8 protein-coding genes and 1 pseudogene are annotated in these 12374 nt (G+C 57.7%); 7 read left to right on the forward strand and 2 right to left on the reverse strand.

Annotated features, from left to right (window positions below):
• Positions 1 to 125: 125 nt before the first annotated feature.
• A complete protein-coding gene (locus tag F8N85_RS00935) occupies positions 126 to 680 on the forward strand; it encodes a TetR/AcrR family transcriptional regulator (protein WP_150801815.1) in 555 nt (184 codons plus the stop codon).
• A gap of 718 nt (positions 681 to 1398) precedes the next feature.
• On the forward strand, positions 1399 to 1980 hold the full coding sequence (locus F8N85_RS00940; protein ID WP_150801816.1) for a hypothetical protein: 582 nt from the start codon (positions 1399 to 1401) through the stop codon (positions 1978 to 1980).
• Between the two features lie 351 nt (positions 1981 to 2331).
• Here F8N85_RS00940 and F8N85_RS00945 read toward each other — a convergent pair.
• Together F8N85_RS00945 and F8N85_RS00950 are read right to left on the reverse strand one after the other, a co-directional pair.
• Positions 2332 to 2676 (reverse strand): annotated as a pseudogene (locus F8N85_RS00945) (FMN-binding glutamate synthase family protein); the annotation flags it as partial.
• The gene (locus F8N85_RS00950; RefSeq protein ID WP_150801817.1) at positions 2648 to 4339 is read right to left on the reverse strand and encodes an NAD-dependent malic enzyme; all 1692 of its coding nucleotides are present in this window, start codon (positions 4337 to 4339) and stop codon (positions 2648 to 2650) included. The pseudogene F8N85_RS00945 and the gene F8N85_RS00950, both read right to left, overlap by 29 nt.
• A 387-nt stretch (positions 4340 to 4726) precedes the next feature.
• Here F8N85_RS00950 and F8N85_RS00955 point away from each other — a divergent pair, with 387 nt between their 5' ends.
• From F8N85_RS00955 to F8N85_RS00975, 5 genes are all read left to right on the forward strand, one after another.
• The gene (locus F8N85_RS00955) at positions 4727 to 5506 is read left to right on the forward strand and encodes an IclR family transcriptional regulator (protein WP_150801921.1); all 780 of its coding nucleotides are present in this window, start codon (positions 4727 to 4729) and stop codon (positions 5504 to 5506) included.
• Between the two features lie 12 nt (positions 5507 to 5518).
• A complete protein-coding gene (locus tag F8N85_RS35540) occupies positions 5519 to 6139 on the forward strand; it encodes a TetR family transcriptional regulator (RefSeq protein ID WP_150801818.1) in 621 nt (206 codons plus the stop codon).
• Positions 6140 to 6705: 566 nt separating this feature from the next.
• A complete protein-coding gene (locus F8N85_RS00965; protein ID WP_150801819.1) occupies positions 6706 to 7785 on the forward strand; it encodes an efflux RND transporter periplasmic adaptor subunit in 1080 nt (359 codons plus the stop codon).
• A 14-nt stretch (positions 7786 to 7799) separates the two neighbouring features.
• A complete protein-coding gene (locus F8N85_RS00970) occupies positions 7800 to 10952 on the forward strand; it encodes an efflux RND transporter permease subunit (protein WP_150801820.1) in 3153 nt (1050 codons plus the stop codon).
• Positions 10949 to 12373, forward strand: coding sequence for an efflux transporter outer membrane subunit (locus tag F8N85_RS00975; RefSeq protein ID WP_150801821.1), 1425 nt, complete (start codon positions 10949 to 10951; stop codon positions 12371 to 12373). The genes F8N85_RS00970 and F8N85_RS00975 overlap by 4 nt, the downstream gene beginning before the upstream one ends.
• Position 12374: the final 1 nt, after the last annotated feature.

The raw sequence follows: 12374 nt of genomic DNA on the forward strand, positions 1-12374 counted from the left end.
GCGAGCTCCATGAAAAGTGCTGGCGTGCAAAATGCAACGGCCATCTTTGCTGGTGTTCGCAGCGTATCAATCGGTTGCGCACCATACACAGTCTGTATGGCGCTAAATATGGAGCGAAATAACTGGTGAGAAAACTAACTCGTAACCATTGGATCGCGGCTGGTTTTGAGGCCCTCGACCAAATAGGGCATATTGGCGTTTCGGCCGAGAGTCTATCGCGCCGATTGAATGTGACCCGCGGATCGTTCTATCACCATTTCCGCAATCGCGAAGACTTTGTCCGCACCTTGCTGGCCGCTTGGGAAGAAGACTACACGGAGCGCATGCTCGCTTATGCGGCGCAGGGTCGTAGCGCGGGCGAAATCTTGAAACGCTACTTGAGTATTGCCGCTGAGAAACAACCTGGGCGGGAAGTTTCCATCCGAGCCTGGTCGCTGCACGATCCGTTGGTAGGCGAGTTTCAGCAGCGTGTTGACACAAGACGACTGGACTTCGCGATACGGACGTGCCGCCGCTTGGTCCATATGCCAGGCGAAGCAGAAGTGATGGGTCAGGTGGCCCATCTGTGCCTGATTGGTGGTCAACAGGCAGGGCTGCGGCGTGATGCCGCTCGCTTCAACAGTTTCCTGCATCGAGCCTTTTCACTTTTCGAAAGGGCTCTTCCACCGTGGCGGGCCTAAGTCATGAGCTAAATTGGGTAACTGAATAAATAGAGGTCGCGTGCCACTGCAAATGTGTTTGGGGTAGGGACGTCGCTACCAATCTGCAACGCTTCAAGCCTTCGCGCGCTATAGCAATGGCGATTATGGAGACTTCGCATCCGTCTTAGGGAAGTATGCTGATAAGATCGAGCATGCAACGGATGTCATTGAATTGCGTCGCCTACAACGGGAGTCATCCCGTAAGGCTATAAGGTCGACGAACGTCCTACGTCTGGAGCACGACCAATCATGACCTTTTACACTTGAGGATCATGTGGAGCACTTCCTCCGGCTAGCACCGAAGATGAGACCTGAGATCGAGTATTTTTTAAAGCACGCCAAAAATCCAACCTCAACGGCAGCTAAATTCTCGGCAGCACTCAATTTCTTCACCGAATGGCTGCTTGAACGCCATTCCCTTCAAGGCAAGCCGCCTAGCTAAGGCGATCTACCAATCTCCAGCTCTAGTGCACGCCATTGGTCTCCTAGGGCTAACGTCCATGCCACTGGCCTACGGCACTAACTTGAGTACGGCCTTCACCACACGCATACCCTGCACAAGGCGTATTCCCCGTACGCTTACCCATCTCTGTCCGAAAAGTCCCCGAGCGAAGATCGGGCGGGGATTGTCTTTAAGACAAAGGCGATCCAGATTACGCACCAGGATGTATTGCAGACTTTCCAAGGGGGAATTATTTTGAACACAGCCATGAAGTGCAACACGATTATCGCCGTACTCTCTGCCGTTCTGGCACCTGCAGTTCTGGCCGCCACACCTGAAATGCCTCAGGGAAGGACGGTCAAAGAGTTAATGCCTACCGAGCCGTTTCCCTCGACATATCCCGGATTGGAAAATCAGAAAAGCAAGTTTCCGGCACAACTTGAAGGCAGCGGCGAGTTCAAGGTTACCCGAGTGGCAAGCATCTGCCCCGACCCAACCAACCCAATTAATTTCGCGATGGAGGCTGAGAATTTCATCCGTATGCGCAACCAGACGGTGGCTGCCGAGCTGGAAAAGCGCAACATCGATTGGGAGATGTGCGACGCCTCGGTCGTTGGGCAAAAGCTCAAGGTTGTTCGCCTGCAGCTCTTGGGCATGGGGTGTGGCTTTCCCTTTGTGTACCAGAAAAACATTCCTATCGACCAGGTCAGTCAACATGCCTGCTTCTACCTGCCCGTTGTTGAATACAACGGCAAGGAGCAAGCGATTGCCAGCGATGCGTTGGAGGGTTTCGAGGCGTTTGCCGTCGACCGTCTGAGTGCCTATCTGAAGAACTAAGCGCATCAAGCCGGTGGTGCTCGAAAATAGGCCACTGCGCCGCTCCTGCGGGTGATCGCAATCCAGCATGAGCGGTGGGTACTCACAAGCAACCATGGCTGAGGAGATTTGGCTGACGGCCATGAACGATGTGAAATCAACCGGATTTCAATCGCGCAGAAAACCTTCTTTGCGAGCAAATGCCACATGGTGCTCACAAGCTTCAAGTGCGGCTTCGTAAGAAGCTTCACTCGTCCCACCGTCTTCCGCAGGATAATCGCTCGGTTGTGTTGCCCTAAGCCGAATGAGCTCAGCGAGGACTTCCGCTGCCCGTTGTTCACCACGAGAGATGATGGCTCCGCACACAGCTACGAACGAAGGTTCATACAGGGTGCCAAAGGCTTTCTCCGCGCTCTGGTTCTTGGCGCGGGCATAGACCAGCGAGCGTTGGGTACGGGAGAAGGGCAGTTCGTCGTCATCACCTTCAAGCAGGTACTGGCGGATCTCTGGACGGATATGCTCGATCAGGTAACGAAGGTTACCGATCACGGGATAGTTGCGACGCACCGAGTGTTGGGTCTGACGCAGGTCATTAAGGCCGATCAGCGTCAGGATCGCGGTGATCAGAGTGAAGGGCCAGAGCCAGTGTGGGAGCACATGAGATGTGCTCCCACAGGTTGTTACAGCATCAGATCGAGGAGCGACGATAATCCCGATAACGCGCTTGCCAGAAGTTGCTTTCGATTGCCAAGTGCAGACGTTCGTCACTGATCTGTAAAGCCTTGCCTTCCTCCTGAGCCTGTTTGGCCACGGCGAAGGCGATCTTCTTGCTCACTGCCTGTATCTCGCTCAATGGTGGCAAAACCGCATCACCCTCTCCGGTGAGGAGTGGCGAGCAGTCGGCCAAGGTTCTGGAAGCGGCCATGATCATGCCATCGGTGATTCTGGTGGCTTTGACCGCCAAGACGCCCAGTCCAATCCCGGGGAAGATGTAGGAGTTATTGCATTGAGCGATTTGAATCTTGCGCTCGCCCAGGCTGACCGGTGGAAACGGGCTGCCGGTGGCCACCAGAGCCTGGCCATTGGTCCAGGTGAGGATTTCCTGGGGGGTAGCCTCGATCTTGGAGGTCGGGTTGGACAACGGCATGACGATCGGCTTGGAGCAGCCCGCATGCAGGGCCCGGATGATTTGCTCGGTGAACAGTCCGCGTTGCGCCGATACACCCACTAGAATGCTGGCCTTGGCGTGGGTAACTACATCCAGAAGGGTTAAATCGCCATTGCCTGCAGCCCATGCCGGCATGCTGCTGCGCTTTTGCGCCAGCTTGTGCTGAAACGGCAGCAGGTTGGCCATGTCATCGGTCAGCAGGCCCCAGCGGTCGATCATGAAGATGCGCTGGCGAGCCTCGCTGTCGCTCAGCCCTTCGAGCATCATCGCCGCGACGATCTGCTCGGCAATACCGCAGCCGGCTGAACCTGCGCCAACGAAGGTCACTACCTGATCGGACAGACGTTCGCCTTTGGCCTTACACGCGGCGATCAAGGTGCCGACGGCGACGGCAGCGGTGCCCTGGATATCATCGTTGAAGCAGCATATCTGGTCCTTGTAACGCTCCAGCAGGGGGGTGGCGTTAGTTTGGGCGAAATCCTCGAACTGTAGCAGCACGTTGGGCCAGCGACGTTTGATGGCCTGGATGAACAGTTCGACGAACTCATTGTACTGTTCGCCGCTGACACGTTCATGGCGCCAGCCCATGTACATCGGGTCATTCAGCAGGTCTGGGTTGTTGGTGCCGACGTCGAGTACCACCGGTAAGGTGTAGGCCGGGCTGACGCCGCCACAAGCGGTGTACAACGACAATTTACCGATCGGGATACCCATGCCGCCAATGCCCTGATCGCCGAGCCCGAGGATGCGCTCACTGTCAGTGACCACTATGACTTTGACGTTGCCCTTAGTGGCGCTGTGCAAGATGTCGTCCATGCGATCGCGGTCGGGGTATGCGATGAACAGTCCGCGATGAGTGCGGTAGATGCTGGAGAACTCCTGGCAGGCCTGGCCGACGGTCGGGGTATAGATGATTGGCAGCATCTCTTCGAGGTGATCTTCGAGCAGACGGAAAAACAGTGTCTCGTTGTTGTCCTGCACGCCGCGCAGGAAGATATGCCGGTCGATATCGCTGCTGCACAGTTCATATTGCCGGTAAACCCGGGTTGCCTGCTCCTCGATGGTTTCCGTGGCTTGCGGTAGCAGGCCAAGCAAGTTGAAGTCGATCCGCTCCTGGGAACTGAAGGCGCTGCCTTTGTTCAGCAAGGGCATTTCCAGTAACGACGGGCCGGAGTAAGGAATGTACAGCGGTCGTTTTTGTCTTTCGTTCATCTTGAATTCACTCTCATCTTTTTTTGCAGAACGAATGAGCGCGGAATCCGCACCCATGGAGGATTTTGCTGACGCTAGGCCGACAGCACCCACAAGGATAGAGTCCGATACGAACGGCCTCCTGTGATACCCCACCCCATCAGGCAGCGCTGCTCTTGACCCGCAAGGTGAATTGTATCGCAATGCAATTCAGTGTACCGTATAGCGGTATTATAAAGGTGCGAACAGCAATGAGTATCTGGCATTTCACTGCTATGTAAGCACCTGTCGGGCGGCCGTATATTTTCGTGAAAGGAGGAACTGATGGTGCGGGTAGCCGATTCTCACTACAGTAACGACCCTTTTTTTGACAACGAAAGCGACGCAATCGCCCGCAAGGAAAATCCAATGAGTCGGCAGGAAGACACGACGCAAGTCGGTAAACAACCGGGAATTCAGGTTATCGCTCGAGCGGCTGCGATCATGCGCGCCCTGGGAGAAAATCCTCAAGGGCTCAGCCTGGCCGCCATTGCTAATGCGGTCGACCTGCCGCGCTCGACCGTGCAACGCATCATCAGTGCACTTGAGGATGAATTCCTGGTCGAGTCAGTTGGCCGCGGCGGAGGTTTTCATCTGGGGCCAGCATTAGGTCAATTGATTCATCAGACTCAGACCGACATCATTTCGCTGCTCAAAACGCATCTCACAGCACTCTGCGAGCAGCTTCAAGAATCTGTCTGTGTCTCGTTGTTGGTAGGGGACAAGACCTACGTGGTTGATCGCATCGTTGCCGAGCGTGAATTACGCGTGGTGTTCCCCATTGGCATCAACGCGCCAGCCTATACGACGGCCAGCGGTAAAGTATTGCTTGCCGAAATGCCCGAGGAAGCGCTCGAAAGTCTGTTGCCAGCGTCCCTTCAAGACATGACGTCTGCCACGCTCGAACGCTCGAACTTGCTGACACAGTTAGCGACTATAAGACGCACCAAAATTGGCTATGACAAAGGCGAATACATTGAGGGTCTCAGCTCTTTCGCGGTAGCACTGAATACCTATCTGGGTCGCTATGCCATTGCGGTTGTTGCACCCGTTTCACGTGCAGAAGCCCATGCCGAACGCTTTGAGCAGGCGCTGATGACTTGTAAGCAGAACATCGAACAGGCGATTGGCGCGCGCCTCAAGGTCTAATCAGGTAGCCGAATGGCCAGAAAAACCGCCCAAGAGGCGGCGAAAACGCGGCAAAAAATTATCAGTGCAAGTATCTCGGCCTTTTCGTGCGATGGCGTTGCCAATGTGACGCTCGAGCGGATTGCCGGCTTGGCAGGCGTTACCCGTGGCGCCATTTATTGGCACTTCAAGAACAAGCAGGATCTGCTCAAAACGATTCTCGACGAGCAACACCCACTGGAACAACCGATCCCGACCTGCCTGCGGTTTTCTGCGCGATGGCTGCGTCTGCGCCAGGCATTGATCGAGACTGCCAGCAGGAAAGACTCAGCAATATTGTGCGAAAGCATGTTGCACACGCGTGAGCTGAACGGCAATTGCGAGCCTGTTCCCATGCGTTTGCATCGGTTTCGGGGCAGCCTGGCCAATCTGCTGCAGGATCTCTTGAACCGTGCTGTAGCTCGCGGCGAATTAGGGGCGCAAATCAACATCCCGGTCTTTTGCGAGCTGATCCAGCATTGCATTACCGGTGCCCTGATCGAATGTTTGCAGAGCACCGAGGATTGCCAGCGCAAGCTCTCGACTGTGCTGGATACGCTGCTGCATTTGCTGACGAATCCTCCCGCACATTTGTGCCATCAATCAAAACCATGACTGCGTCGAAGTTGCGATCAGCGTTGGTCCATACCGCACCTTCGTTCCATCATGTTTTCCAGCACGTGAAAAGTGCCTGGTAGCTAGACGGCTGACAGGCCGGAATGCCACCCATTACTCACTTTGTAACGAATTCACCCTGCGCCACATCCCTTCGCTTGCCCGCTCAATTTCAAAGCCCGTGACCCCGACATCTGACGATTGCGGTCCGCTGTCAGGCAGTGCCCGCCCAAAACCGGTAACCCCACGCAAACCGGGGTGTCGCGTCGCATTGCGCCCTGTTCCTGCCGATTCATCGTCAAGGCGTTTGCGGATAGGGCTGCACGGTTCAGGCATGGCAATGCACCTGTTACCTGAGCACTGCTGATAGGGCGAATTGCGGTAATGCGCCTGTAGCAAGGTTGATTCGACAAGCCCGTAGCGTGGTACAGTGAATCATATAGCGATACACATACCCATGCATTAATGTTGCCTTCAGGAGATAACCGTCTGTGAAACATAGAGGCCCTTGTCCACTCGTCCGCCGCGTGCCCCTTGCCGCATTTTTGCTGTTGGCGGGATGTGATATGTCCGAACCAGTGGCCAGTACGCCTTCCGCTGCGCAAGTCGGTGTTTACACCCTGGAGGCTCAGTCGTTGACCCTCGCGACCGATTTGCCAGGCCGCACCGCAGCCAATCGCGTGGCCGAAGTACGGCCGCAGGTCAGCGGCATCCTGGTAAAGCGCATGGTCGCCGAAGGCACCGAGGTCAAGCAGGGGCAACAGCTGTACCAGATCGACCCGCGGACCTATCAGGCGCAACAGGCGCGCGCCCAAGCCAATCTGGTGACAGCCAGCAACCTGGCCAAGCGTTACGAGCGGCTGCTCAAGACTAATGCGGTGAGTCGCCAGCAGTACGACGACGCTTTTGCTGCCTGGAAACAGGCCCAGGCCGAAGCCCGGATGGCTGACATCAATGTGCAGTACACCCGCGTTCTGTCACCGATCAGCGGGCGTATCGGCCGTTCGGCGGTCACCGAAGGCACGCTGGTTACCGACGGCCAGGCTCAAGAACTGGCAACCGTGACCCAGTTGGACCCGATTTATGTCGACGTCACCCAACCCATCACTCAACTGTTGAAGCTGCGACGTGCACTGGAGTCCGGCAAGTTGCAAAAAGCCGGCGACGACAGCGCCGCCGTCAGCCTGACCCTGGATGACGGCAGCGTCTACGGACTGACCGGCACCATGAAATTCTCCGAAGTGAATGTCGACCCGAGTACGGGTTCGGTGACGTTGCGTGCCCAGTTTCCCAACCCGGATCGCAAGTTACTGCCGGGGATGTTCGTGCATGCCCAAGTCAAGGAAGGGGTACGGGAAAACGCCATTCTGGTGCCACAGCAGGCGGTCTTTCGCGACTCCCGCGGCGTCGCTCAGAGCTGGGTGGTCAAGAACGACGGCAGTGTGGAGCTGCGCGAAATCGAAACCCTGCGCACCGTGGGGAACACCTGGTTGGTCGGCAAGGGTTTGAACGATGGGGAGCGCGTGATCACCGAGGGCCTGCAGCGCGTGCGCAACGGCATCAAGGTGCAGGCCAGCGAAGCGTCCAATGTCGATCTGGCCAGCGATCTCTCAAAGGCTGCTGCCACTGCCGTATCGGCCAACTGAGGAACTGAATTCAAATGTCCCGTTTTTTTATAGACAGGCCGATCTTCGCCTGGGTGTTGGCCATTGTACTGATGCTTGCCGGCGCTCTGTCGATCCTGAAAATGCCTGTCAGCCAATACCCGAACATTGCGGCACCGTCGATCATGATTTCGGTGGCGTACCCGGGCGCTTCGGCGCAGACCGTGCAGGACACTGTGACCCAGGTCATTGAGCAGCAGCTCAGTGGTCTGGATGGTTACCGTTACATGTCCTCGCAAAGCAATGCTGACGGGAGCATGCAGCTCATCGTGACCTTCGAGCAGGGCACCGACCCGGATATTGCCCAGGTCCAGGTGCAGAACAAGCTGCAACTGGCGACGCCCAAGCTGCCGCAGGAAGTGCAGCGCCAGGGCATCCGGGTGGTCAAGTATCAGATCAACTTCATGCAGATCGCGGCGCTGGTCGATGAAAGTGGCAAGATGAGCAACTTCGATCTGGGCAACTACATCGCCTCTAATCTGCAGGACCCGATCTCGCGGATCAACGGCGTCGGCGACTACCTGCTGCTGGGTTCGCAAAATGCCATGCGCATTTGGCTCGATCCGATCAAACTCAACAGCTTCCAGCTGTCACCGAGCGATGTCGCCAGCGCTATCCAGGAACAAAACGTACAAGTGTCCTCGGGACAGGTTGGCGGCCTGCCAGCGCGTCCCGGCGTGCAGTTGAACGCCTCGGTCATCGCCAAGACCCGTCTGACCAATCCCGACGAATTCGCCAACATCCTGGTCAAGGTCAACCCGGATGGATCGCAGGTGCGCATCAAGGACCTGGGTGAAGTGAGCCTGGGTGCCGACAACTTCTCCATTTCAGCGAAATTCAACGGTATGCCGTCGGCGGCAATCGCGATACGTCTGGCACCCGGTGGCAACCTCCTGGAAACCGCCGAGGCCGTGCGTGAGGTCCTGAAGAAGCAGGAGCGCTACCTGCCCGAAGGCGTGAAGATTCTGCTGCCCTATGACACCACGCCTTCGGTCAACGCCTCTATCGAGTCGGTGATCCACACCATCATCGAAGCGGTCGTGCTGGTGTTCCTGGTGATGTTCGTGTTCTTGCAGAACTGGCGCGCCACGCTGATTCCGACGATGGCGGTGCCGGTGGTCTTGCTCGGTGCCTTTGCGCTATTGCCACTGTTCGGCATCAACATCAACGTGCTGACGATGTACGCCATGGTTCTGGCCATCGGCCTGCTGGTGGACGACGCCATTGTGGTCGTGGAGAACGTCGAGCGATTGATGCACGACGAAAAACTGTCGCCGCTGGAGGCAACGCGCAAGTCCATGGGCCAGATCCAGGGTGCGCTGGTTGGCATTGGCATGGTGCTGTCGGCGGTGTTCATCCCGATGGCCTTTTTCGGCGGTTCGGCCGGCATCATCTACCGGCAGTTCGCCGTGACCATCGTGATCTGCATGGGTCTGTCGGTACTGGTGGCCTTGATCTTCACCCCGGCGCTGTGCGCCACCATCCTCAAGGCTCCCAAGGGCGACCACGGGCCGAAAAAAGGCTTCTTCGGCTGGTTCAACCGTACCTTCGATAACAGCGCCAACCGCTTTGAACGCAGTGTGGGCGGTATGCTCAAGCAACGCGGGCGTTACTTCGTGATCTTCGCCGTGATCGTGGGCGGTACCGGTTACCTGTTCAGCCAGATTCCCAAGGCCTTTCTCCCGGCTGAAGACCAGGGCAAGGCGATAGTCGAGGTACGGATGCCGGTCAACAGCAGCGCCGAACGGACCGAAGCGGTGCTCAAGGAGGTACGCGATTACCTGCTCGCGGAAGAAGCGCAGGTGATTGACTCGGTGTTCACCGTCAACGGCTTCAACTTCGCCGGTCGCGGACAGAGCAGCGGCATGGCGTTCGTCAACCTCAAGGATTGGTCGCAACGTCAAGCTGAAGGCCAGGGTGTAGCCAGCCTGGTAGAGCGCGCCCAGACCAGATTCGCAGACATCAAGGATGGTCAGGTGCTGGTGTTCGCCCCCCCGGCCATTCTGGAAATGGGCAACGCCACGGGTTTCAACTTCTACCTGGAAGACCAGGTCGGTGCCGGCCATGCCGCGTTGATGGCCGCGCGCGACCAATTCCTCGACCTGGCAGCGCAAAGTCCAATCCTGGCGTCAATGCGGCCCAACGGCCTCAACGACGAGCCGCAGTTTCGGGTCAGCATCGATGACGAGAAAGCACGTGCCCATCAATTGAGCATTGCTGCGATCAACGAAACCATGTCCGCGGCCTGGGGCTCGATGTACGTCAACGATTTTGTCGACAAGGGTCGGGTCAAACGGGTCTATCTGCAGGGCAACATGGACTCTCGTCTGGCCCCTGAAGACTTCGACAAATGGTATGTGCGCAACGCTGTGGGCAAGATGATTCCATTCTCCGCTTTCGCCACCGGAAGCTGGACCTACGGCTCTCCCAAACTTGAACGCTACAACGGCAACTCGGCAGTTGAAATGCTCGGCGAGCCGGCACCCGGCTACAGCACCGGCGACGCCATGGCCGCCATTGCCGAAATCGCCCAGCAGCTGCCCAATGGCATAGGGCTGACCTACACCGGCCTGTCCTACGAGGAAATCCAGACCGGCGACCAGGCCCCGATGCTCTATGCGCTCACCGTGCTGATCGTGTTCCTGTGCCTGGCCGCGCTGTATGAGAGTTGGTCGGTACCGGTGTCGGTCATGCTGGTGGTACCGCTGGGTATTCTTGGCGCGGTCATCGCCACCCTCATGCGCGACCTTACCGCCGACGTGTACTTCCAGATCGGCTTGATGACCACGGTCGGTTTGTCGGCGAAAAACGCCATTCTGATCGTCGAGTTCGCCAAGGAGTTGTACGAGAAAGAAGGCTACAGCCTGGTCGATTCGGCCGTTCACGCAGCCAAGCTGCGCCTGCGTCCGATTATCATGACTTCACTGGCCTTCACCTTCGGTGTACTGCCCATGGCCCTGGCCAGCGGCGCCGGTCAAGGCAGTCAGCACTCCATTGCCACGGGCGTGGTCGGCGGCATGGTCACGGCCACCGTACTCGCGGTGTTCTTCGTGCCGCTGTTTTACGTGGTAGTGGTCAAGCTGTTTGAAGGTAACCGAAAGGCGAAAGCGGTAGCTCCAGCCGTTGTTGAAGAAGGAGAGTCGGCATGAACTTCAAGCATTTGACCCTGGCCGTGGCCTGCGCCATGGCCGTACCAGGCTGTAGCCTGATCCCGGACTACGAGCAGCCCGCCGCGCCGATCGCACAGGCGTGGCCGGAAGGTCAAGCGTACGCCCGACAGTCTTCGCAGCAAAAAGCGAGCGCCGAACTGGGCTGGGAGCAGTTCTTCCGCGATCCGGCCCTGCAACACCTGTTGCAAGTGGCACTGGACAACAATCGCGACCTGCGTCAGGCCGCCCTGAACGTTGAGGCTTTTCGCGCGCAGTACCGCATCCAGCGCGCCGAGCTGTTTCCCGGCGTCGGCGTGGATGCCAGCGGTATCCGACAGAAACTGCCGGCCGACCTGGCGCGCAGTGGCGAGCGCAGTATCGAAAGCCAATATGGCGTGACCGTGGGTGTAAGCGCCTACGAGCTGGATCTGTTCGGCAGGGTAAGCAGCCTGGACCGCGCCACGCTGGAGACTTATCTGGCTTCAGAAGAAGCGCAGCGCAGTGTGCAGATCAGCCTGATTGGCGATGTGGCCACCGCCTATCTGACTTTGCGCACCGATCAGGGTCTGCTGCAGTTGACGCGCGAAACCCTGGCCAGTTACGACGAAAGCCTGGCCCTGGTCCAAAGCAGTCACGACGCCGGAATCGCCTCATCTCTGGATGTTCGTCAGGCACGCAGTCTGGTCGAGCAGGCTAGAGGTCACCTGGCGCGCTACACGCGTCAGGTCGCGCAAGACCAGAACCTGCTGCGCCTGTTGTTGGGCAGTGAGTTACCGGCATTGCCTGAGCGCTTCGACGAGCAGCAGTTCGCCGCGCTGCCTGTGGGCATGCCGGCTGATTTGCTGCTACGCCGTCCCGACATCCGTGCGGCGGAACACAACTTGCTGGCAGCCAACGCCAATATCGGCGCGGCGCGTGCAGCCTTCTTCCCGAGTGTCAGGCTGACCGCCAACGCAGGCACGCTGAGCAGTGACATGAATGGACTGTTCGAGGGTGGCTCCGGTAGCTGGAGCTTCGTGCCGCAAATCAATATTCCGATCTTCACCGCTGGCCGACTCGAGGCCAACCTGGATTACGCCGAGGTGCAGAAGGACATTAACGTCGTGCAGTACGAGAAAGCCATTCAGACAGCGTTTCGCGAAGTGGCCGATGGGCTCGCCGCCCGCGGCACCTTTGGGGAGCAGTTGCAGGCCCAGCGTGATCTGACCCTGACTACGCGGGAGTACTTCGATCTCGCTCGGCAACGCTACCAGGAAGGCGTCGACAATTACCTCACCGTGCTGGACGCACAACGGGAGCTGTTCACCGCGCAGCAGGGCCTGCTGACTGACCGGCTGCAGCAGATGAGCAGTGAGGTTGCGCTGTTCAAAGCGCTTGGCGGTGGCTGGATGAGACATATACCAGCTGGGAAAAAAGCCTGAA

The organism is Pseudomonas fluorescens, from assembly GCF_902497875.1.
In the GTDB taxonomy this organism is placed as follows: Bacteria; Pseudomonadota; Gammaproteobacteria; order Pseudomonadales; family Pseudomonadaceae; genus Aquipseudomonas; species Aquipseudomonas fluorescens_BR.

Coding starts and splice junctions, on each gene's coding strand:
- F8N85_RS00950 (WP_150801817.1), bottom strand. CDS start 4,339: ATGAACGAAAGACAAAAACGACCGCTGTACATTCCTTACTCCGGCCCG.
- F8N85_RS00955 (WP_150801921.1), top strand. CDS start 4,727: ATGAGTCGGCAGGAAGACACGACGCAAGTCGGTAAACAACCGGGAATT.
- F8N85_RS35540 (WP_150801818.1), top strand. CDS start 5,519: ATGGCCAGAAAAACCGCCCAAGAGGCGGCGAAAACGCGGCAAAAAATT.
- F8N85_RS00965 (WP_150801819.1), top strand. CDS start 6,706: ATGTCCGAACCAGTGGCCAGTACGCCTTCCGCTGCGCAAGTCGGTGTT.
- F8N85_RS00970 (WP_150801820.1), top strand. CDS start 7,800: ATGTCCCGTTTTTTTATAGACAGGCCGATCTTCGCCTGGGTGTTGGCC.
- F8N85_RS00975 (WP_150801821.1), top strand. CDS start 10,949: ATGAACTTCAAGCATTTGACCCTGGCCGTGGCCTGCGCCATGGCCGTA.